Origin of the sequence: Fibrobacter sp. UBA2449, assembly GCF_002342555.1 — a bacterium.
Classification (GTDB): domain Bacteria; phylum Fibrobacterota; class Fibrobacteria; order Fibrobacterales; family Fibrobacteraceae; genus Fibrobacter.
Map to the genome: position 1 here is coordinate 185,862 of NZ_DDQF01000019.1, position 23,112 is coordinate 208,973.

Below are 23,112 nucleotides of genomic sequence, written 5' to 3' on the forward strand. Positions count from 1 at the left end.
AAACAAGTTAAGCGCGAATGCGACAGAAAACTACTCGAGTGCTTCGCGGATTTGCTGTATAAAGTTCATCTCCTCGGGCGAGACGTTGCTTTCGTTGTCATCTTCGCGGGAGGCGTTCGCCACGCGGAGCATGGATTCGAGCACCTTGCTCTTGAATTCGGGCGTAGATTCCTTCAGCGCTTCGATGCAGGCGCCCGCACGTTCCTTCGCCGACTTGAACTTCGCATAGAGGTCATTGAAGTCGTCCCACGAGACATCCGGTACAAGTTCGTCGTGAATCGCGTCGAGCGTGTCGCTCTCGGCCTCGGTCGCCGAGGCTGAACCGGGCAGAAGTTTCTCGGTTTCGGTTTCGTGATACAGGCATGCCACCTGCCAAGAAAGAATCAAGAGCGCCATATTCGAATTCATCGTGAACCTCGTAATTTTTTTCAAAATATAATCAAAAGCGACTTCCGGACTGGCCCGAATTCGACACTTTTTTGCTATATTCCAAGACATGGCATACGTAGCAATGGCCCGCAAGTGGCGCCCGCAGTCCTTTGACGACATGGTCGGGCAGGAACATATCGCGAAAACCCTCCAGAACGCAATCGAGGGGGGCAGACTCCATCACGCATTCCTCTTTACCGGCACCCGCGGTGTAGGCAAGACCACCAGTGCCAGAATCCTCGCCCGCACGCTCAACTGTTCTGGCGGCGACCCGCTGCACCCCTGCGGCAAATGCGAAAGCTGCAAGGACATTTCGGGCGGAAACCCGATGGACGTGTACGAAATAGACGCGGCCTCCAACACCGGAGTCGAGAACATTCGCGATGTCATCGACCGCGTACAGTACCCTCCCGTCATCGGCAAGTACAAGATTTTCATCATCGACGAAGTCCACATGCTTTCGACCGGGGCCTTCAACGCCCTCCTGAAGACGCTCGAAGAACCGCCTCCGCACGTGATTTTCATCTTCGCGACTACCGAGGTCAACAAGGTCCCGCAGACCATCCTCAGCCGTGTGCAGCGTTTCGACTTCAAACGCCTGACCATGGACCAGATCCGCAGCCGCCTGCGCTACATCTGCGAACAGGAAGGCATCAACGCAAGCGACGAGGCCCTGAACATCTTTGCCGAGAAGGCGGACGGCTCCATGCGCGACGGCCTCACCTACTTCGACCAGGCCTACGCCTTCACGGGAAACGAGATGACGGACGAATCTGTCCGGTCCGTTCTGGGAATCCCGCCCGTCGAGCTTTTCTTCGACCTCATCAACGCCATCGAAAGCCATAATCTCAAGGGTTGCTTCCTGATGGTCGACAAGGCCGTAAGCCGCGGCATCGAGTTCGCGCCGCTCCTGGACGGATTCGGCAAGTTCCTCCGCAACCTCCTTTACGGCCGCCTCGACGCGTTTTCGCCTGACGCTTTGAACATCTCTACGGAACTCTACACGAAGCTCAAGGAAACCGCGACAGGCCTTTCCAACGGGGACCTGCTGCGCATATCCAAGATGCTCATCGACCTGCAGGCGCAAATCCGCTACAGTTCCAACCCGCGGCTCCTTGTCGAGACGACATTCGCCCGCATGGCTTGGCTCGACAGGCTCACCGACCTCCGGCGAGCACTTGCCGCTATAAACGACCCGAAAAGCGCCTCAGACGAGGCGACAAAAAAAAAAGTAGCTGACGTCCAGCAGATGCTCGACACCCAGGAATCTTCCCAGGGGGCAAGCATGGATTTCGTCGGCAGCTCCGACTTTGACAGCCCGGTCGCATTCTCGCGCTACGAAATCACCGCCGCCTGGCCCTCCATCGTGGCTGGCCTCGCCGACTGCGGAGACTACAAGTTTTCCGCTGCCATCACAGGGACCATCCTGGAAGCGGGCGACATCAAGGCGAACCCCTTCCCGCTATTTCTCACCTATATCGGCGAAACGGAGAACAACACCTCCTGGGGCTACCAGCAGATTTGCGAGAACCCGGAATTCGCGAAGCGCGTACAGACTATCCTGGAAGACAAGTTGCAGACGAAGGTTTCCCTCTCGATAAAGACCCGCGCCTACACGCAAGAAGAACGAGTTTCCAGGGAAAACGCCCTCAAGAGCCCCTTCGAAAAGGACTGCGAAAGCATAGGCGGATTGAAGGAACTCGTAGAAAAATTCATGGGAGAATTGGTATATTCTAGGTCGCTAGAAAAGGTTACCGAAGCCCCGGCTGGCGAACAGCCCGAAGAAATGAACGACAACTAATAAAGAAAACCGCTAAAAGGAAAAACCGCTATGGACATGAGTAAAATGCTTAAGGACCTCCAGAAGATGCAGAGCAAGATGCTGAAGGCCCAGAACGACCTCAAAACCCAAAGTTTCGACGCCGAAGCCGGCGGCGGCATGGTCAAGGTCGCCATCAACGGTCAGGGTGTGCTGACGATGATCAAGATCAATCCGGACGCCGTGGACAAGGACGACGTTGAAGCCCTCGAAGACCTCGTCATGGCAGCCGTCAATTCAGCCATCAAGAAAAAAGACGAGGCGGCACAATCAAGCCTTTCCAACATCACCGGCGGCATGAAAATCCCCGGTCTGATGTAGCCCCGGATATGAGAATCCGACCCCTGTTTTGACACCCTTCCGCCCCCCGGCGGAAGGGTGTTTTTTGCACCCCAAAAGGAGCAACCTAAAATCCAGGATTCCTCTCATCCATAGATTCGTGCATTCCATCACTTTTTTTCACGGGGAACCTTTAACATCATATAATATATTTTTACATTTGGCGGGTCAAATTTTATGGAGAACAGATGCTCAGGCAATTTGCAATCCCTACGATTATCGCCACGCTCCTTGTAGCCCCTAGCTGGGCCGGGAAGACCTATACCCGCGAAGAGGCCGTCAATACAGCCCTCGAAAACTCCTCCGACGTGAAATCCGCCGAAGAAGACCTCAAAAGCGCTACTTCCCAGGTGACGGCAGGCTACGGCAACGCCTACCCCTCCATCGACCTGAACGCCACCGTGACCCGTATTTTCGGCCTCGACGATGTCGAAAAGAGCACCGACCTGACCGATGCCGCCACGCAGATGGCCATGGGAAAGGATGCGGAAGGCCACCCCATGGCAAACGCCTACGACCAGCAGGTCCTCGGCCCCGCGCTCGACGGGCTCATCTACGGCATGAAATCCCAGGGTTACCGCTGGCAGTCCAGCGTAGGCATCACCGCCACCCAGATTCTTTACGCCGAAGGCAAGGTTGGCGTCGGGATTGAAATCGCGAAGGCCTACAAGCGCATCAACGAAGTGAAGCTCGAAAACACGAAGGCCCAGGTCCGCTACGACGTGGAAAACGCCTTCGACCAGCTCATCTACCTCGATTCCGCCATCAAGATCATGTACGCCTCCAAGGAACTGCTCCAGGAGAACCTGAATTTCGTCGAACAGTCGCTCAAGAGCGGAATGGCCACCGAACTTGACCTTATCCGCGTGCAGCTCTCGATGGACCAGCTGAACTCCACCATTGCGAGCGCCGAAAAGATGCGCGTCCTCGCCCGCAACTCGCTCCTCAACACGATGGGCCTCGAATGGGAAACCGACGTGCAGTTCCAGGGCGAACTCCGCGACCCCGCCGCAGGCTACAGCTTCCCCGACACCTCCATGGCAAATGTCAAGAAGCGTCGCAAGGAACTCGTGATGCTCGAAGAAACCGAGAACATGAAAAACCTGAACATCGAAATCGAACAGGGCGGCTACAAGCCGACCGTAGTGCTCCTTGGCGGAATCAAGTACGCAAACAACAAGAACGAATTTTTCGACTGGGACGCCCCCACGTGGGACAAGCTGAACAAGTACATCGCGCTGAACGTGTCGATGAACCTCTTCAACGGCATGAAGACCCGCGAAGGCGTGGCCCAGGCCAGGTCGAGCCTCCGCAGCACGCAAATCCAGAAGGAAACCGCCGAGCGCGGGTTCCGCGTGCAGATCGAGTCGTGCGTGAATACGCTCGAGGATGCGAACAGCCAGATTGAAATCGCAAAGCGCCAGATCGACCTCGCGCAAAAGAACTACGACCTCACGAACGAAGCCTACAAGCTCGGGCGCGAAACGCAATTGCACGTGCTCAGCGCCGAAAACAGCCTGCGCACCGCAAAAATAGACTACATGAAGGCCATCGTCGAATGGAACAAGGCCTACAACGCGCTCCTGCAGGCCACCGGAGAATATTAATAGGAAGAAGATATGAACCAGATTACCAAAGCAATCATCACTGCAACCGCATTCTCGCTTCTTCTCACGGGTTGCGACATGTTCAAGAAGAAAGATGAAGGCGCCGAACAGAAGGCCGCCACCATCGAACAAATCCAGGCCGAAAAGGGCAAGCCCGCCAAGGTCGTAAAGGCCACCACGGCAGAAATCACCGACGTGCGAAAGTTCAGCGGCACCATCGAAGGCATGCAGCAGACCTACGCCCTTTCGAAGATGAGTGATCCGCTTGCCAAGATCCACGTGCAGGTCGGTTCTAGCGTAAAGAAGGACCAGGTTCTTGCCGAGTACCTTTTCACCGGCGACAACACGCAGTACCAACAGGCGCAAGAACAAATCGCCCTCCTCGAAAAGGCGACCGAACGCATGCGCGAACTGCACGCCAAGGGCGGCATCAGCCAGCAGGACATGGACACCCAGGAAATGCAGCTCAAGGTTGCGAAGATGAACCTTGAAACCGTCCGCCGCGCATCGAAGATTCTCGCCCCGGCGGCAGGCGTTGTCACGGAGCTGCACTTCAAGGAAGGACAGACTCCCGGACTCGGGGTCTTCTGCACCATCGCAAAACTCGACCAGGTCATCCTCAAGCTGAACGTCACGAGCAAGGATATCGGATTCTTCAAGAAGGGTGCGACCGCGACCATCGACGTGGGCGGAGAAAAGGTCAAGGGCAAGGTGACACTCATCCCGCTCGCCGCCAATTCCATGACGCGTTTCTTCCCTGTCGAAGTGACATTCCCGAACAAGAAGAAGCAGCTGTTGCCCGGCATGTATGTGACTGCCGAACTTGACGCCCGCAACGTGAAGGGAATCATCGTCCCCATCGAGGCAATCGTCTACCGCAACGGCGTAAACACCGTCTGGACCGTTACCGCCGAAGGCAAGGCAAAGCGCAAGGTCGTGAAACTCGGTGTGCAGACCAAGGGCGATGTCCAGATTCTCGAGGGCCTTGAAGATGGCGACCAGGTCATGGTTGAAGGTCAGTTCCGCATGAACGATGGCGACAAGGTGCTCATCATCGAATAAGGCTACGGAGATTTTTGAATGATTAAGGCGAGTATCTATAAACCGATTACCATGCTCATGGTCATCTTGACCGTGGTGGTTTTCGGTATCTACACCTACCGCATGATGGTGGTAGACCTGTTGCCGAAATTCGAAGTGCCCGTGGTAACGGCGGTCATCGTCTATTCGGGCGCAAACCCCGAAGAAATCGAGACAACCGTCATCAAGCCTGTCGAAGACGCCGTCGAACTCGTTGACGGTATCGACTACGTGCAGGCAATATGCATGGAGAACTACGGCATCCTCATTGCCATGTTCAACATGGGAACGAACGTGGACGTGGCAGCAAACGACGTGCGCGCGAAAATCGAGCAGACGGCGGCAACCTTCCCCGATGCCGTCGAAGCGCCGATTATTTCGAAACTCGACATCAACGCCCAGGCAATCATGAGCTTCTCCTTCACCGGTCCGGTCAGTTCGACCGAACTGCGTAAGAAGGCCGAAGACGAGATCGAGCCCCTGCTTACTTCTGTTTCCGGTGTTGCAAGCGTGGATATTTTCGGTGGTACGACCCGCGAAATCTCCATCGAACTCGACAAGGAAATGCTCAAGTCTCGCGGCGTAGACATATCGACCATCATGGGCGTGTTCCAGGCGTCGAACATCAACTACCCCGTCGGTGAAGTTCGCGGCAGCCGCAAGAACACCTCCGTGCGTACCGCAGGCAAATTCGAGAACCTGGACCAGATGCGCGACATGGATATCCCGACTGCAACAGGCGTCATCAAGCTCGGCGAAATCGCGAAGGTCAAGGACACCGTCAAGACGGTTACATCCGCATCGCGCTACAACGGCATCAACTCCGTCTCGCTCGACATCAAGAAGCGTTCTGATGCTAACGTGGTCGACGTCGCCAAGGGTACACTCGCCCGCGTGGAACAGATCAACAGTACGCTTCCCGAAGGTTTCAAAATTCACCTGATTTACGACAAGTCCGAAGCAATTCAGGAATCCGTAGACAACGTTATCCAGAACATCCTCCTTGCCATCGTGCTTACGTCGGTGCTCCTGCTCCTCTTCCTGGGCAAGCTTTCCACCACGCTTATCGCAGCCCTCACGATGCCGATTTCCGTCATCGGTGCGTTCACGTTCATGTACTTCGCCGACTTCGGCATCAACATGATGTCTCTCATGGCGCTATCTTCGGCGGTGGGCTTGTTGGTCACTAACTCCATCGTGGTGCTCGAGAATATCAACTCCAAGTTGCAGGATGGCCTCGATCCCAAGGAAGCGGCCTACAAGGGCACAAGCGAAATCATGGTCGCCATCATGGCATCGACCCTCACCAACGTGTGCGTGTTCGTGCCTATCGCGTTCATGAAGTCCATCGTAGGCATTTTCTTCAAGACCTACGGTATGACCATGGTGTTTGCGACAGTCGTGTCGCTGTTGGTGACGTTCACGCTCACCCCGCTCATGGCGGCCTACCTGTTCAAGGGCAAAAAGAAAGACGAGAACGGCAACATTATCGACGAAAAGCCCGGAATAGTGGAACGCCTCACGAGCTTCTTCCCGTGGGTCCTCAACGGCATCCGCTTTGTCTACCTAAAGACTCTCGGCTTTTGCCTTTCCGTGCCAGGGTTTTTCGCGCAGCTGCTCGGCATGGGCGCACTGCTTGCATTCGTCGCCTTCATGGGATTCAACTTCCTCTCCGTCGAACTCATGCCCAAGCAGGATCAGGGTCAAATCCTCATTTCCGTCGAAATGCCTATCGGTACGAACATCGAAACTACGGATAGCGTAACGAAGATTATCGAAAGCCGCATCAAGGACATTCCCGATATGGAGCGCTACAACGCTACCGTCGGTGGTGAAAACGGCTTTACGGGCACGAACACCTCCAAAATTCGTCTGAAACTGTTCAAGCGCGGCGAAGGCCGTGACCGCAGTTCCGAAGACATTGTCGACTCGTTGCGCCCCTACCTCGCCGACATTCCCGACGCATACATCTCTATCAAGATGGCCTCTGTCACCGAAATGAGCAACGGCCAGGGTGGAGACGTCGTGCTCGAAGTGAACAGTCTCGTTGTCGATTCCGCCCTCAAGGCTGCAGAAATCCTCATGGACAAGATTCAGGACATTCCCGGCGTCGTCGACGTAAAGCTGAGCTACGAAGCCGGCAAGCCCGAAATCAAGCTTGTTCCCAACCGCCAGGCGCTCGCCGACTACGGAGTCGCCCTGCAGTCCGTGGCTGTCATGAACTACATCGCTGTAAGCGGCCTTGAAACCAGCACCTACACCGAAGACGGTGAAGAATACAAGGTGTTTGTCCGCATGGAAGAGAAAGACCGCAAGGATCACGCCGATATTGAAGACCTGCCGATGCTCACGCCCAAGGGTTTTGTCCCGGCAAGCACGCTGTTCGACATTGTCGACGGCGCAGGCCCGACCAAGATCGAGCGCAAGCGCAAACACAACCATGTAGACGTCTACATGAACCTTCTCCCCGGCCACACGACCGGCGAAATCATGGACTCGATTAAGGTTATCACTGACTCCATGAAGGATGAGGTGCCCGACGGCATCACGTTCAGTTTCGGTGGAAACGCCGACATGCAGAACGACATGGTGGAAGAATTCATCGCGGCTATCCTCATGGCCATTCTCCTCACCTACATCTTGCTGGTGGCCCTGCTCGAAAGCTTCTTGCAGCCCTTCATCATCATGTTCACTATCCCGATGGGCGCCATTGGCGTTATCCTCGCGCTCGTGTTTACGAACACCTCGCTCTCGATGGTTTCCCTCATGGCAATCGTGATGCTTATCGGTGTGGTGGTGAACAACGCCATCTTGCTACTCGACGAAGCGAACCGACTGCTCCGAAGCGGAGCCATGGGCAGGCGCAGCGCCATGCTGACGGCCGCAAAAGAAAAATTCCAGGCCATCGTACTTGCGACATTCGCATCCATAGTGGCCCAGATGCCGCTTGCTCTCGCCATCGGTGGTGACGTCGCGAAGATGAACCAGCCCATGGGTATCGCATGCGTGGGCGGCCTCGCCGTGTCCGCGTTCCTCACGATGTACCTCATTCCGACAGCATTCTGGCTCCCGAACGCCTTGTTCCACAAGGTCAAGAAGGGCGTGAAGAAGGTTAAGAACAAGATGAACAGGCACGCGAAGGCATAAGCCCGCACAAGCAATGTTTCAGGAATCCCGCCAAACCGGCGGGATTTTTTTATGGTCTGCAAACCCGCCTTTTTTGTATATTGCGGGGCATGACCGAAAATATTTACTGGGGAGAGGCACGCGAAGGCCATATCTTGCGCGTAGCCGTTCCCGACATTTACAATGAGTTCTCGCTCGAACGCATTCGGGTGGAATCAGGTTGCAGGCTAGAACCCGAGCAGCACACCGAAACAGAAATCCAGCAGATGATCCGAGCTGCCGCGGTTAAGGATGTCGGCGACACCCTTGCAGGGCTAGAAGCAGCACCTCCGCCAAGCGGCAAGGCTCATTCCTGGGAATCAGAGCCCATCATCAACCTCGCAGACTCGCTTCTGGAAGCAGCCCTTGAACGAGGCGCCACGGACATCCATCTAGAACCCTGCAAAGAAGGCATGAGAATCAGATTTCGACGCGACGGGATGCTCGAAATCTACCGCACCCTGCCCGAGTGGATTTGCGACCCGCTACTGATCCGTTTCAAGCTGCTCGCCGACGTAGACATTACCGAAAAACGCCTGCCCCACGACGGTTCGTTCCATTTTCAGGGATGCCACGAATCGAACGTGCGGTTGAGTACGCTTCCGACACACCGGGGCGAGAAATGCGTCCTGAGGCTGCTTCCTGCGCATGATGGCGGAACCGGGCTCGTCGCCCTCGGATTCCATGAAGCCACCCTAAGGCAACTGAGAAACATCTTCGCCAAGCCACAGGGACTTTTCCTCGTTACGGGGCCCACGGGCAGCGGAAAGACGACAACGCTCTATGCCGGGCTTCGCGAGATCATCAAGCGAAAGGTAAACGTGACAACCATCGAGGATCCGGTGGAATATCCGCTCGACGGAGCGAACCAGGTCCAGGTGAACGAAAAATGTGGGCTCACCTTCGCGGCTGCATTGCGTTCGATTCTACGCCAGGACCCTGACGTAATCCTCGTGGGCGAAATCCGCGACGAGGAAACCGCCCGCATAGCCGTAAGGGCGGCAGAAACGGGCCACCTCGTACTTTCCACACTCCATACGAACAGCGCAAAAGCGGCAAGGGACAGGCTTTTGGATTTGGGAATTTCGGCAAACGTTCTCGAAGACGTGCTCCTCGGTGTTGCCGCTCAAAGATTGTTGCGGAAGAAAACAGGTTCAGGCGGTTACCGGGGGCGAATCGCCGCCACCGAAATCCTGAAACCAGACGGCAGCTACGTCGAAGGAAACATCCGCGAATACGCAGAATCACTCGTTCATTCTGGAATCACGGACCTAGACGAAGTCAACCGCGTACTGGCATGATTACTGTGGTTTTTCCAGATGGAACTTGATATTGCGCCGGCGGTTACGCATAAATTCAGAATCTTCGTCCGGCATGTGGTTCCCCGGACTCGCTAGCATCGCGGCCAGGTTTATTGCCTGCTGCATGTCGAGTTCAGAGCAATGGATTCCATAATAGACTTCGCTCGCCGCCTCGCATCCAAAAATGGTCTTGCCCCACTGGGCATAGTTCAAGTATAATTCGAGGATTCGGTCTTTACCCAATTTCCATTCCATCACCACCGCATAGCCCAATTCCTTCGCCTTGCGTTCCCAAGTGCGTTCGCCCGTCAAGAAAAGGTTTTTCGCCAGCTGCTGCGTGATTGTCGAACCGCCATAAAGGATTTTACCGGCGGACACGTTCGCATCCATCGCCCACGCGATGCTTTTCACATCAAAACCTGGATGATAATAGAATCCCGGATCCTCGGCAGCAATCGCCGCCCTCTGGAGGTTGCGACTAATGGAATCCAGCGGCACGTAACGATGTTTCATCTGCACCTTCGGATTGGAATCCAGCAAGTCCTGCATAAAGCGGCTCATGGCCGGAGGTTCCTCTTTCATCGAGCCGATATCGTTAATAGGATCAAAGATAATCGAGTGTGCCTTAATGATAAAGATTGTCCCCACAATTGAGAACAGCACTGAATAAATCAGCAAGGCCACCAAGAGAATCTGGCCTACAATCGCAAATTTTTTCATAATCGTATTACTTTTTTCCTCCAAACCAATCATTGACATCTTCGCCTTCCTTGATATTTGAGGAAAGCCCCTCCAAACCATCTCCTAAAATAATGGTTCGGATGCCAGCATTACCAAAAACACCCTGAAGGTATTCCATCCCCTTGCGCCCAGCCTCGTCGTGGTCTAGGCAAAGCACGATATTCTTGTTCTTGAAAAGCGGGAGCCATTCAATCTTGAAGCTGCGAACGCCCGGGATTCCAACCGCCTCGATATTCTGTTGCAAGAATGTGAGCGTATCGACAACCCCCTCGCACAGGTAAATCCATCCCGTCTTTTGGTTCAATGCAGATAAATTATACGGGAACGGAACCGACCCCTTCAGGTGGAGTTCCTTGGGTTCGACGGTTCTATCGATGGCTCGCGCCTGAAAATGGAACGCGCGATTCTGCGTATCGAGATACGGGAATATCAGCGGATGCTTGTAATAACGCAAGTTTCCCCGGTCATTGAAGAGTCCAACGTAGCGAAGGACGTCCATGCTGAAGGATTCCCTCAAATGCCGGTTCAGGCTATCGTAATCCGTAATGCAGCGAAGCAGCATCCGATCCCAAACAGGCTTGTAGATTCTTCGTTTTGAAAGGTAGGCTGCAGCAGGAGTTCCGTCTATGGGCGAAAGCATCTTCAAGAAAGAAAGCACGACTTTCTTTCGTTCTTCGTCAGGAATGAGCGCCTTAGGTTCTTCCGACAAAATTTCACGTTCGGGGGGAGCAACGACCTCGCGGTGTTCATCACGCGAAATCACCGGTTGAAGCGTCGACGACGAAACGGCGGGCGAAGTCGGTACGGCACGCTTGCCTCCCGCAACCAGGAACGGGAACATATCCTTGAGCAGGTTCAAGGCCTCCGGAAACGAGCATCCGCGATACTGCTGCACCAGCGAAAACACATCGCCACGGACATCGTCGCAGACCCAGCAGCGAAACATTCCGCGTTCTTCCGATATAGAGACCGACGGCGTGCGGTCGCCATGGACATGGCGCTGCGGATAGAAGCACTTGAACTTTCCACGTTCGACCTTGATTCCCAGAGCCTGGGCCACCGCGGTGATGGAAAGCGAAGCCTTGAATTGTTTCAGTTCGTCGTCGGTCATTTCGAATGAAATAATAGGAAAAATGTTTGAAGCTAAGCTATATTTTGACTATGATTGTCAATGAAAACGAGCCTATGAGCAAGCACACCTCCTTCAAGGTTGGCGGTGCAGCACGTTATTTTATAAAAGTCGAAGACAACGAAGAACTAAAGACGGCCATCGCTCAAGCCCACGAAAAGAGGCTGCCCCACTTCATTCTCGGAAACGGGACGAACCTGCTTGTTTCTGACAAGGGCTACGACGGTGTTGTCATTACGCTTGCAGGTGTATTTTCGGCCATCGAGGATTCAGGAAATGGTTCGTTCAAAGTCGGAGCGGCTACCCCGCTCGGCAGGTTCGCGCGGACAGCAATGAAACTTGGCTTCGCGGGCATCCATAAACTCGCCGGAATCCCGGGAACTTTGGGCGGCGCGATTTACATGAATGCAGGCGCCTACGGGCAAGAAATCGGAACCTGCTGCACACAAGTGACCATCCTTGATTGCGACGGCAACATCCGCACGGTTTCATCCACCGACTGCGCCTTTGGGTACAGACAAAGTATCTTCCAGAAGGACAAGGCCACAATCCTTTCTGCAACATTCCAGCTACCCACAGCCAATGCACAAGGTAAATCCGTTGCCGACCTCGAAGCGGAACTTGCCGAATGCATGGCCAAGCGCAAGGCGAGCCAGCCGCTCAACATGCCCAATGCGGGATCCACCTTCAAGCGGTTACAAACCGGGGCCAAAGACACGCCCACGCAAGTCGCCCCCGGCTACTACATCGAGCAGGCCGGGCTCAAGGGACTCCGCATCGGTGGCGCCGAAGTGAGTACGTTGCATGCGAATTTCATCGTGAACGCGGGTGGCGCAACTGCCGCAGACATCATGAATTTAAGCGAACTCGTGCAAAAAAAAGTTGCCGAAAAATTCGGTATTCAACTAAAGCGCGAGATTATTCTGCTCGGAGAATTCTAGTTTTATTCTTCAGCCTTGGATTCCACCTTCTCGGACACCGGATCAAATCGGTTCAGGATGCGGGTAATCACCGCATATACAACACCGCCAAAAAGACCTCCGGTCAAATCGGCCACAAGATCCAACACGCTACTGTCACGGCCCTCGGTAAAACTCTGGTGATATTCATCGGTACATCCGTAAGCAAGAGCAAGGCCGCCAACTACCAGCACACGCAACCACTGGCGCTTAGACCATTCGTTTCGGCTCCAGAGCATGGCATAGCAGCCAGCAAGGGTCGCGTACTCGCAAAAATGGGCAAGCTTGTCCCAAACGTGGGGCAAGCCCTCCAACTGCTCCATCGTCATCGACGACAGTTTAAAAATAATGGCCATGCAGAGAATGCAAGGAACAGACCTGAAAAACGGATACTTTTCAAAAATGCTTTCGAACATATCGACGCCAAATGTAGAAAAATGCATTCCCTTTTTCTACATTTACACCCATGAAAGCGATTACTCTGAAAGCCGGACGCGAGAAGTCCGCATTGCGTTACCACCCTTGGATTTTTAGCGGAGCCGTTGACGAAGTTATCGGCGACCCGGAACTTGGCGACACCGTTGAAGTTTACAGCTACAAGAGCGATTTTCTGGGTCTTGCGGCGTACTCGCCCAAGTCCCAGATCCGCGGGCGTTTCTGGACGTTCGGCGAGAAGGCAAACATCGACCGCGAATTCTTCAGCGATATTCTTGACCGCGCGATTGCGGCCCGCAAAAGCCGCGGTTTTGACATCGAAGACAAGGAATCCGCTTTCCGCCTGATTAACGCCGAGAACGACGGCATTCCGGGCTGCATCATCGACAAGTACGCCGACATCTATTCTGTCGAAATCCTTGCAGCCGGTGCGGAAGTCCACCGCAAAACGATTTACGAGCTGCTCGCCGAAAAGACGCACTGCAAGGGAATCTACGAACGCTGCGATTCCGAAGTGCGCCGCAAGGAAGGCCTGCAACTGCGCACGGGTGTCGTCTATGGCGAAGTGGGCGACGAGCCCGTCATCATCAACGAGAACGGAATCCTCTTCCCCATCGACGTGAAGAACGGTCACAAGACCGGCTACTATTTGGACCAGCGCGACGCCCGCCGCCGCATCGGAGAACTTTCCAAGGGCAGGAAGGTGCTAAACTGCTTCTGCTATACCGGCGGATTCGGGCTCTACGCTCTCCGCGGCGGTTGCGAAAAAGTTTATCAGGTGGATGTTTCCAAGGACGCGCTCAAGCTCGCCAAGGAAGGCATCATACGTAACAAGCTCAGCACCGCACACGCCACCCATGTAGAAGCGGACGTGTTCCAGTACTTGCGCAAGTGCCGCGACAAGGCCGAAACTTTTGACCTCATCGTGCTCGACCCGCCCAAGTTCGTGGAAAGCAAGGACAACCTGCAAAAGGGAGCCCGCGGCTACAAGGACATCAACCTGCTCGCCATGAAGCTTTTAGCCGAGGGCGGAATGCTTGCGACCTTCAGTTGCTCCGGGCTCATGGAAATGGACCTGTTCCAGAAGATTATCGCGGATGCCGCCGCCGATGCCAAGCGCCACGTTCAAATCATTGAACGCTTCGGCCAACCTGCCGACCATCCCGTGAATACAGCATTCCCCGAAGGGCAGTACCTCAAGGGATTGCTCGTTCAGGTTGTGTAAGGTGTAAGTTAGACCGAGAGAAATCCCGATTCACTAGCGGCTATTCAGGTAGTCCAGAACTTTGTTCGTGAGGTCGTTTTCTTTCTTCCAGAAGAGAACGGCACCCGTGGCACGGTCCACAACCATGTCGTAACCTTCCTGCAAGGCAATTTCGTTAATCGCCTTGCGGATGAGCTGAATAATCGGGGCACTCACTTTTTCGTTTTCGCTGATGAGTTCTCCCTTGCGCCCGTAGACACGGTCGATGAAGGTCTTGAGTTCAGTATCCTTCTTGTTGTATTCGGCTTCAAGCTCACGTTTCTTTTCATCGCTGAGCATCAGCACCTGCTTGTCAAGTTTTTCCTTGATAGCGGAAAGTTCCTTCTGCAACAGGTTCGCCTGCTGTTCCCACTTGGCCACCTGGCGGTCATACTCTTCCTGGGCCTTCTTCGTGCCCTTGTAACCGTCAAAGATGAGCTTGGAATCCACATGGGCAATGCGCAGGCCGTCCTCGGCAAATCCGGCACAAGCAAGAGCCATCACCACTAGAAGTATAAGTCTGCGCATCATAGAGCCTCCTGTTAGAATCCCTGGCCAATGACAAAGTTGAATTCCATGTCGCCCACTTCGCTACGCTTCAAGCCGGAGTAGGTCTCGCCCACGTCCAGCGGCCAAGCGAAGTCGAATCCGATAATACCGAGCATCGGCACCACTACGCGGAATCCGAAACCGATGTCCTTCTTGAGACTGGTCGGATCCCATTCGCTAAGCGGGTTCCTGCTCGGCTTCGCGACCTTCGTCTTGGGGTCGTAGCGTTCGCCGAACACGTTACCTGCGTCGAAGAAGAACGGAAGCAGGTAGAATGTCTGCGGCACAATACCAAGCTGGAGTTCAGCACCAATATACTGGAAACTGCGCCCCAGGCGACGGTAGCCGATGGAACCTGCGCTGTAACCGCGCATGGTGCCTTCGTAACCCATCACGCCACCCATCGTGTAGAGCGTGCGGTATTGCAGCTGGTCGCCGAAAATAACGCCGTATTCATTCGTAAGGGCAATCGCCAGACGATCGCGGAACAGCGGGAACCACCACTTGATGGTCAGTTCCGTCTTCACAAAGCTGAAGTCACTGAACAGGAGGTCGTTTGCGACCTGGACGTCAAGCACATAGCGGGAACCGTCGGTGGGGAACTGCGGAAGGTTCTTATCATCACGCAGCAAGCGGAAGTTGATTGCCGATTCCTTACCGGTATAAACCACGTAGCTGCCATCGATGTTCGGGCCCTGCTTATTCATGAGCCAGCTATAGCCCACCTGACCGTAGAAGTAGTCGTCGGGCCACTTGAGACGCTTACCCACGTAGACGGAGCCACCGTAACGGGTAATGTCCGGATCTCCGTAATCTTCCATGTTCCACCAGGTGTAGCTGAGGCTTGCACCAAGGGTAATCGGCTTGTCCAGCAGCCACGGTTCCTGGAAACTGATCGAGGCGCTCTTCTTGTCGGCACCGTACTCAACACTCAAGCTCGCCGCCTGGCCATCACCCATACAGCAGTTCGGGATAGAAATGCTAGCCGTTCCGACGAGACCGTCGCTTTCGCTATAGGAGACGCCCAGGCTGAACTGCCCCGTGCCCGCTTCCTTCTCCTGAACCGTAAAGTCGAGGTCGACTTCCTGTTCTCCGTAAACCTTGATATCCGGAAGCACCATGTCGAAGTAGTTGAGCTGCATGATATCGCGGAAGCTACGTTCCAGGGCGGACTGGCGGTAGGTATCACCCGGATACAGGCGCACCTCGCGGCGAATGACCTTCTCGTTGGTCTTCGTGTTGCCATGGATATAGACCTTGTGAATGGACGCCGGGAGGCCTTCGCGCATGCGGTACGTGAGGTTCACCACGGAATCGTTTTCGAACGTGCGTTCCTCGTCAAACTGGGCAAACAGGTAACCGTCTTCGCGGTACACTTCGATCAGGGCCTTCCGGGAAGCGTCGTAGAGGTACTGGTCAAAGACCTTGCCACTGTCGAGGCGGAATGCGTAGCCCAGAATCTTATCGTTCAGGACCTCGTTGCCGGAGAAGTGGACACTACCCATGTAGTAACGACGGCCCTCGACCATGCCGATATGAATGCAAATGGCGCTAGAAGTCTTGATATTATCGTACTTGTTCAGCACGGGGAACATGTCTTCGAGCATGTAACGGACCAAGAGTTTCTCGTCGTAGGCAGAAAGTTTCGGGAGCGCCTTGAGCGAATCGATCTTAGGATTGTTGAACTTGCGACCATCCACAATCTTGAGCCATTCACGGCGAGAATTCTCGTAGCGGATGATGTCGTTCAAAAGTTTGAGCGCTTCTTCTTCGTCCATGACCTTCGGTTTAGGACGGGTCACGTAGTTATGGCTTGCCGCATTGTGGTTTTGGCGGAAATAATGGGAAACCTGCATCGTAGGCTTTCCTGCCATCTTGTAGATTGCAGTCGCAGAATCGCCCATGGCGCGGTTCAACTGGTCGTAAAGGGGCTGGAGGCTCTCCCCAACCGGCACCATACGTCCAAGGTAGAACAGGCAGCTGGAATCCGGCAAGTATTCAGCACGGTAATCCGTGAGTTCCGCATCCAGGAAGCCAAAATGGCGGATGGCATTGAGCACGGAATCGCGGTCGGCCTCAAAAACGTTTTCCTTGAACTCGCCGCCACCATACCACTGATCCACCTTCGTGAGCATATGGTCGGTAATGTCAATTGCGGGCACATTGTCGTTACCTTCGATTTCAATGCGGCGAACCTTGACTTTTTCGCCTTCTCGGATAATGAACGTCACCTGGTTCTTGTTTTCGTCGATGGCGGTCTCACGGTAGCCCACTTCGGCAAGCAGGAAACCTTCCGAATGGTAATAGTCGATTAAAGCCTGGCGGTCGCGTTCAAGCTGGCTCTTGCTGTAGACCTGACCCGGAATCAAGCGAAGCTTGAGGCGCAAGTCATCTTCGGAGATTTCGTCGCAGCCGTCGATAATCGCCGTATCAAGAGCGGGCAGTTCCTTGATCTTGAAGATAAGGTCAACCTCGGTCGAGTTATCCACATAATCCACCCAGGCGGACACGTCGTCAAAAAGTCCCGACTTGTAAAGAGCAGTCACGGCCTCCTGGACCTTGTCGGAAAGGGCGGCCGGAGAATAGGTCTGGCCATCCCGAATACCAATTCGACCCAGCACGGATCGCTGGTCCATGTGAACGTTACCTTCCACAAGAACCTTGCGGACCTTATTTTCAGCCATATAATCCGTGGGCATCTGGGACATGTCCAACAACTGAGCCTGAACAAGTCCAACCAAAGCTAAAACGATAAAGAGCAAACGAGGACGCAGAATAAACCTACCTATAATTGCATTTAAAACAAAATTCATGCCCAAAAATACAAAAAAAACGGCAATTAGCCCACAAAAGAAAGTCAAAAACGCATCCAAAAGCAATTAGAAAAACAAATCAACGGTTTTACACTTTTTGTTAAACTCGCAAACGTGTTTTTTCGAAAAGAATTTTCGTCTTTTCCCTGATTTTTCATCGGAAAAAAAGATAAATTCTAGGCTGTAATTTTTTAACCGCGGTCCCAAAGACCGGCAACTGAGGATTATATGCGTTCAACCGCCTGGAATGACGAAGAAAATAGAGTCCTGCCCGAAATGGCACTCGACTTCATGCCCGAAGAAAAACTCCGCGACCTGCAGCTGCAGCGTATGCGCGCCACCGTGAAACTTGCCTACGAGAAGGTCCCGCTCTTCCGTGAACGCATGGACGAGAAGGGACTCAAGCCCGAAGACATCAAGACCCTCAAGGACGTGGCGAAACTCCCCTTCACCATGAAGAAGGACCTGCGCGACACCTACCCGTATGGCCTGTTCGCCGTAGACCTGAGCGAAGTCGTGCGCCTGCACGCAAGTTCGGGCACCACCGGCAAGCCCATCGTGGTCGGCTACACCAAGGAAGACATGGAAGTGTGGGCCCAGGTCGTGAAGCGCGGCCTCCTCGCCTGCGGGTTCAGGAGCACAGACATCGTGCAAAACTTCTTCGGCTACGGCCTGTTTACCGGCGGTCTCGGCATCCACGGCGGTTTCGAAGCCCTCGGTGCAACCGTCATCCCCATCAGCGGCGGCAATACCGAACGCCAGGTGATGCTCATGAAGGATTTCGGCGTCACCGCGGTGGGTGGAACCCCCAGTTACTTTGTCCGCATCATCGACGTTGCCGAAAAGATGGGCGTCGACCTGCGCGACCTCAAGGTGAAGCGCGGTATCTTCGGAGCTGAACCGTGGAGCGACGGCATGCGCGACTACATCGAAGAAAAGACGGGCATCAAGGCGTACGACATCTACGGCCTTTCCGAAATCGTTGGCCCAGGCGTGGGTTGCGAATGCGATTGCCGCGACGGCATCCACATTTTTGAAGACCACTTCTACCCCGAAATCGTCGACCCCGAAACGCTGGAACCGCTCCCGGACGGCGAAGAAGGCGAACTCGTGCTTTCTACGCTCAGCAAGAAGGCCATGCCCATCATCCGCTACCGCACCCGCGACATTACCGCCATCGAGAAGACGAAGTGCAAGTGCGGCCGCACCATCCGCCGCATCCGCCGCATTGGCCGCCGTAGCGACGACATGATTATCATGCGCGGCGTGAACGTGTTCCCGAGCCAGATCGAAACGGCCCTCCTCCGCGCAGAGAAGGCACTGCCGCACTACCAGATTGTGCTCGACACCAAGAACAACATGGACACGCTCGAGGTCAAGGTGGAAGTCTCCCGCGATATGGTGAGTGACTCCATGAGTGCCATGGAACAGCTGAACAAGAAGTTCAAGCATTCCATCGAGCAGATTCTCGGCATTTCCGTGATCGTCACGCTGTGCGAACCCGATTCGCTGCCGCGTAGCGAAGGCAAAGCCAAGAGAGTTGTCGACAACAGGAAAAAGATGTAAGGAGAATGCACTATGAAAATTCCACAGGTTTCAGTTTTCGTTTCCAACCGCCCGGGCCGCCTCCATGCAGTCTGCAAGTCCCTTGCCGATGCGGGCGTGAACCTCCTTTCGCTCACGCTTGCCGACTCCGGCGAATTCGGGCTTATCCGCCTTATCGTGAGTGACCCGGAAAAGGCCGTAGACGTGCTCGCCAAGGCGGGCCTCAGCGCCACCATCACCGACGTGGTCGCCTGCCCCGTGAACGCCGCCATCGGTGGCCTCGCCGAACTGCTCTCCACCGCGGTTGGGAGCCAGCAGATCGACTACATGTACGCCTACCCCTCCACCCTGAACGGCTCTAACATCATGATTCTCCGTTTCCAGGACACGGACAAGGCCATCGAGGCCCTGAAGGCGACGAACTTCAAGGCCATCAGCAAGGAAGAACTGCTGGGGTAACCCGGATTGTCATCCCCGCGACCTTAGTTGTCATCCCCACCTTGGTGGCCATGCGCACTTAGCACTTTAGTGCTTAGTGCGCATGGCCACCAAGGTGGGGATCCAAAAATTTCAAACGCCGAGCGAAAAGCCCGGCGTTTTTTACGTGAAAACCAACAGCAGTCTTATTTCACCGTGTAAATCGTGAGAGTCTTGCTGTATTCGTAACCGACAACAAGCAAGGCCTGGCCTTCGAGCGGGCTCTTGTCTGCCGGAATAAAGAGGACTCCTTCCGGGCCGCGATCCAGCGGGTCCAGGTAAAAACCGACCACCTTGGGGCCCTTGTACTCTCCAGGTTTCGGAGCCTTGACGTAGCGGGGCGTTTCGGCTTCCGTCACGTCGATGACCATGATCCCGCTAGTGCGTTCCAGACCGACAAACGCATAGCGCCTGTAACCGACCTCTCCCACGGTCACATTCTCGGGTTCGCAGCCTTTGTCGCTGCTACGCTTGTCCATCTTGAGCTTGTTCTTCTTGGAATTCCAGTTAAAGTAGTCCGGGGCGCTTTTTGCGAGAATGCGTTCGAACGCATCGAAAGAATCCCACACAAGCCTTCCTGTCTCGCCGTTGAAAATGCTCATGGAACGCGTGCCGAACGTGTACATGTAGGGGCAGGCAGCCCTCTTGTCGCGTTCCCCGTCGCACGTGCGTTCGAGCCCACTCACGCTCAAGTCCTTCAGTTCGTTCAGGAGCGAATCCGTGAACACGCGACGGTCGAGCCGTTCCTGATCAGCAAGCATCATCGGGGTCGTCACGTCCGTCCACGCCTTGTAATCATTGACCGGAGCGCCCTCGTTTGCCGTCAGCACGTAATACTTGTCGCCGATAGAAAAGGAAGCGATACCGTCAGGCTGCCGGAGCCCACGCAGCGGGTATTTCTTCATTTCAATCACGCCATCGCTCACCGCATCAATCGTGGCACCGGATTTCATGTAGTCAACGTGCCCGAGGGCGAAAACATCCTTCACCTTGCGGGCCTTTACATCTACCTTCGCGATGGCATTGTTCTCTTGCAGCGAGACCCAAGCCCACCTGGAATCGGCAGACACGGTGATGTATTCCGGCTCCAAAGACTTCAAGAAGCCCTGCGTTCCCGGAGCGCGTACACCCGCCTTCCTGAGAGTATTTGAATCAAGATGGTCGAAGCGCGCCACCGTATATTCCGCATTCTTCCACAAGTCCGCCTCGCCCGCCTGCGCTACGGACAAAATAGCAACGCCGCCTTCCGGGTCTTCCGAAAAATCCGCGCTCGGTGAACCCTCACAGGCCACCAGCAGGTTCTTGCCGTCGGGCGTAAACTTAATCATGTCGGGCTGGCTGCACGCCTTGTAGAGTCCCACGACCTCAAGGCTATCCGTATAGCGCATCACCTGCACCTGGCCGTCGCGCCATTCCTCGTCTTCGAGCAGGGATACCGCCACCAAGTCGCCATGCACCGTCACGCTAGACGCATTCCCGAGAACCTGCACCTCGGCAACCTTCTTGGGGAGGCCAGGATTGTTCATGTCCACCACCTCGATAATCTTTTCTCCACCCACCACGAACAGCATGTTCTTGCCTGGCATAAAGTCCGAAATCTCGGCAGTCTTCATCGGCAAGGTCGCAAGCGGAGTGAGCACATTCCCCAACTGGAACGGGCCCGCCAACTGGGCGTTCTGCTTTGCAAAACAAAAGCCTGTCGTCAAAAGCAGGCTAAGAGCAACGGGGGCAAAAAACTTCATACCGAATTCCTACTTCATTATCAGCCACATTATCAGCAGGCCAATTCCAATTCCACCCAAAAAAGAAGAGCCTCCCATCATGGTCATCTTCTTACGTTCTTCTTCGGCCTTATCCTTGGTTTTTTCGTTCACTTCAAGTGCGATACCCAGAGCCTGAGCGCAGACTTCGTTGTTTAGCTTCATTGTCTGGTAGCTCTGTTCCCAGTTGGCACACTTCGCCTCTTCAACGACAACAGCCTTGCGAAGCGAGTCCTTTTCCACAGCACAAAGGCTATCACGTTCCTGCATCACGCTATCGCGCATGGCAAGTTCAGCCTGGACTTCGGAAACGGCGATCTGGCCTACGGCTTCCGTACTGACGGGATCCGCAGGCTGAGCGTCCTCGGCCGCAAATGCAATCGCGACTGAACAAAAAAGAATGGCAAGAAAAGACTTTAACACTCGCATTATAAAAACAACCTACCTGGGCATGACAGCCGTTTTACGCCAAACTCCGTTCGAATACTTCATATAGTACACGCCCGGAGCAAGCTTGCCAGCATTCTTAACGACAGATCCATCAAGGCTACGCACCTGCACCACATGAACTGCGGCTTCAGGAGCAGACATCGTAGCTAGACGCGTCGGGCCTTCGGACGAAGAACTTACAACATCGGAGGAGCTGCTTTCTGCATCAGAAGAAGAACTTGCCTCCGTGCCGGAACTCGACTCGGCGGAAGCGGACGAGGATGCCTCACTCGAAGACGATGTTCCGCTCGATGAAGACTCGACTTCCTTGCTCGAAGACGACTGTTCGGCAGAGCTGCTGGATTCTACGCTAGAACAAGAAACGGGATCCGCAGAAGAACTGCTGACCTTCTGCGACGAGGAACTTGTCGCGGCGCTCGAGCTGGAACTAGCCTCTTCGGACGAGCAGGATACAGGAGAGAAGCTCGAAGAGCTATTTTCGCTTGAAGAAGACGCCTCAGACGAAGAACTCGACAGCGGCTTGCGGGAATCGCCAAGCACGACCTTAATCACCTGAAGGCGGACGCTCTTTATCGTATCGGGAACAGACAACGCTTTAACAGCGGCATTCACTGCCTTCAGGGAATCATTGCTGGCCGCGGATCCAAACCTAATACCTATATGCGTTGCATCTTTATTGTACTGGTATTTTACGGAAGCAAACCACCACTCAAAAGCAAATTCAAAGGTCGTAGAGAACAACAGGTTCGAGGCCGTAAACGAATAGTCATCGGGAATCAACCCCGAGACATACGCCAAAATGTTATAAGTATTCGAGGAATCATGACCATTCATCTTCAAAGCGTGAATGTCGTAAATATACGTCGAGTAATCGCCTTCCGTAACATTTTGCCACGTCTGGCTTGTTGTCCACTTGGCATAACCCACAGTCGTCCCCTGCATCTCGCGGCAAGAAGCCTTGATGGACACAGGAATCTGCATGGTTTGACTCGTGGAATAATTCATGCTCAGCGTCTCGTAGGTTTCGTGCCGCGTAACGTTCGAGGAATCCTTCGCCATTGTATGCGGATTGCCGTACCAGTTGGTCTCTTCGATATAAGCAGGGACGAGTTCAATCTCGGAATGAAGCGAGTCGCAAGCATTGCGAATGAATACAGAAGCCGTATCCTGAGCATAGGCAACCGAAGCCATTGCGAAAACCGCGAGAGCCATCAGGCTGTTCTTCAGAGTGGATAATTTCATAAAGCCTCCCTTTTCTCCTAAATATATAT

At 54.4% G+C, this 23,112-nt stretch carries 19 protein-coding genes; 10 read left to right on the top strand and 9 right to left on the bottom strand.

The genetic code is table 11. From position 1 onward, the window contains the following. Positions 1 to 30: 30 nt before the first annotated feature. On the bottom strand, positions 31 to 408 hold the full coding sequence (locus tag B4B27_RS12280) for a hypothetical protein (protein WP_173366678.1): 378 nt from the start codon (positions 406 to 408) through the stop codon (positions 31 to 33). Between the two features lie 88 nt (positions 409 to 496). Here B4B27_RS12280 and dnaX point away from each other — a divergent pair, with 88 nt between their 5' ends. From dnaX to B4B27_RS12310, 6 genes are all read left to right on the top strand, one after another. After that, positions 497 to 2,230 (top strand): DNA polymerase III subunit gamma/tau, encoded by a 1,734-nt coding sequence (dnaX, locus tag B4B27_RS12285; RefSeq protein ID WP_173366679.1) that lies wholly within the window; start codon positions 497 to 499, stop codon positions 2,228 to 2,230. Positions 2,231 to 2,266: 36 nt separating this feature from the next. After that, the gene (locus B4B27_RS12290) at positions 2,267 to 2,569 is read left to right on the top strand and encodes a YbaB/EbfC family nucleoid-associated protein (RefSeq protein ID WP_290726939.1); all 303 of its coding nucleotides are present in this window, start codon (positions 2,267 to 2,269) and stop codon (positions 2,567 to 2,569) included. A 206-nt stretch (positions 2,570 to 2,775) separates the two neighbouring features. After that, on the top strand, positions 2,776 to 4,194 hold the full coding sequence (locus B4B27_RS12295) for a TolC family protein (RefSeq protein ID WP_290726940.1): 1,419 nt from the start codon (positions 2,776 to 2,778) through the stop codon (positions 4,192 to 4,194). Positions 4,195 to 4,206: 12 nt separating this feature from the next. Further along, on the top strand, positions 4,207 to 5,256 hold the full coding sequence (locus B4B27_RS12300) for an efflux RND transporter periplasmic adaptor subunit (RefSeq protein WP_290726941.1): 1,050 nt from the start codon (positions 4,207 to 4,209) through the stop codon (positions 5,254 to 5,256). An 18-nt stretch (positions 5,257 to 5,274) separates the two neighbouring features. Further along, on the top strand, positions 5,275 to 8,421 hold the full coding sequence (locus tag B4B27_RS12305; protein ID WP_290726942.1) for an efflux RND transporter permease subunit: 3,147 nt from the start codon (positions 5,275 to 5,277) through the stop codon (positions 8,419 to 8,421). Between the two features lie 89 nt (positions 8,422 to 8,510). Then, positions 8,511 to 9,740 (top strand): GspE/PulE family protein, encoded by a 1,230-nt coding sequence (locus tag B4B27_RS12310; protein ID WP_290726943.1) that lies wholly within the window; start codon positions 8,511 to 8,513, stop codon positions 9,738 to 9,740. Here B4B27_RS12310 and mtgA read toward each other — a convergent pair whose 3' ends face one another. Both mtgA and B4B27_RS12320 read right to left on the bottom strand, forming a co-directional pair. Then, positions 9,741 to 10,460: a monofunctional biosynthetic peptidoglycan transglycosylase gene (mtgA, locus tag B4B27_RS12315; RefSeq protein WP_173365836.1), complete on the bottom strand. Its 720-nt coding sequence runs from the start codon at positions 10,458 to 10,460 to the stop codon at positions 9,741 to 9,743. 7 nt (positions 10,461 to 10,467) lie between these two features. Then, a complete protein-coding gene (locus B4B27_RS12320) occupies positions 10,468 to 11,592 on the bottom strand; it encodes a CHC2 zinc finger domain-containing protein (protein ID WP_173382225.1) in 1,125 nt (374 codons plus the stop codon). Between the two features lie 50 nt (positions 11,593 to 11,642). On the opposite strand from B4B27_RS12320, the gene murB reads away from it, so the two are divergent. After that, positions 11,643 to 12,551, top strand: coding sequence for a UDP-N-acetylmuramate dehydrogenase (gene murB / locus B4B27_RS12325; protein WP_290726944.1), 909 nt, complete (start codon positions 11,643 to 11,645; stop codon positions 12,549 to 12,551). A gap of 2 nt (positions 12,552 to 12,553) precedes the next feature. Here murB and B4B27_RS12330 read toward each other — a convergent pair whose 3' ends face one another. After that, positions 12,554 to 12,985, bottom strand: coding sequence for a VanZ family protein (locus tag B4B27_RS12330; RefSeq protein WP_290726945.1), 432 nt, complete (start codon positions 12,983 to 12,985; stop codon positions 12,554 to 12,556). Between the two features lie 50 nt (positions 12,986 to 13,035). Between B4B27_RS12330 and B4B27_RS12335 the strand changes: the two genes are divergently transcribed. Further along, complete coding sequence (locus tag B4B27_RS12335) at positions 13,036 to 14,229, top strand: class I SAM-dependent rRNA methyltransferase (RefSeq protein ID WP_173382228.1); 1,194 nt, start codon at positions 13,036 to 13,038, stop codon at positions 14,227 to 14,229. A 33-nt stretch (positions 14,230 to 14,262) separates the two neighbouring features. Here B4B27_RS12335 and B4B27_RS12340 read toward each other — a convergent pair whose 3' ends face one another. Both B4B27_RS12340 and B4B27_RS12345 read right to left on the bottom strand, forming a co-directional pair. Further along, positions 14,263 to 14,778: an OmpH family outer membrane protein gene (locus tag B4B27_RS12340; protein WP_173365831.1), complete on the bottom strand. Its 516-nt coding sequence runs from the start codon at positions 14,776 to 14,778 to the stop codon at positions 14,263 to 14,265. Between the two features lie 11 nt (positions 14,779 to 14,789). Next, a complete protein-coding gene (locus B4B27_RS12345; RefSeq protein ID WP_290726946.1) occupies positions 14,790 to 17,537 on the bottom strand; it encodes a BamA/OMP85 family outer membrane protein in 2,748 nt (915 codons plus the stop codon). A gap of 300 nt (positions 17,538 to 17,837) precedes the next feature. On the opposite strand from B4B27_RS12345, the gene B4B27_RS12350 reads away from it, so the two are divergent. Continuing rightward, positions 17,838 to 19,175, top strand: coding sequence for a phenylacetate--CoA ligase family protein (locus tag B4B27_RS12350; protein ID WP_290726947.1), 1,338 nt, complete (start codon positions 17,838 to 17,840; stop codon positions 19,173 to 19,175). Positions 19,176 to 19,187: 12 nt separating this feature from the next. Beyond that, positions 19,188 to 19,613, top strand: a complete 426-nt coding sequence (locus B4B27_RS12355; protein WP_173382230.1) for an ACT domain-containing protein — start codon at positions 19,188 to 19,190, stop codon at positions 19,611 to 19,613. Positions 19,614 to 19,777: 164 nt separating this feature from the next. Here the strand turns inward: B4B27_RS12355 and B4B27_RS12360 are convergent, their stop codons facing one another. Genes B4B27_RS12360 through B4B27_RS12370 form a run of 3 tightly spaced genes read right to left on the bottom strand, consistent with a single transcriptional unit; the run spans position 19,778 to position 23,083 of the window. Next, entirely contained in the window at positions 19,778 to 21,373 is a 1,596-nt protein-coding gene (locus B4B27_RS12360; RefSeq protein ID WP_290726948.1) for a choice-of-anchor I family protein, read from the bottom strand. A 9-nt stretch (positions 21,374 to 21,382) separates the two neighbouring features. Beyond that, positions 21,383 to 21,814, bottom strand: coding sequence for a hypothetical protein (locus tag B4B27_RS12365; RefSeq protein ID WP_290726949.1), 432 nt, complete (start codon positions 21,812 to 21,814; stop codon positions 21,383 to 21,385). Between the two features lie 18 nt (positions 21,815 to 21,832). Then, positions 21,833 to 23,083 carry a hypothetical protein gene (locus B4B27_RS12370; RefSeq protein WP_290726950.1) on the bottom strand — a complete coding sequence of 417 codons (1,251 nt, stop codon included), beginning with the start codon at positions 23,081 to 23,083 and terminating at the stop codon, positions 21,833 to 21,835. Positions 23,084 to 23,112 lie beyond the last annotated feature (29 nt).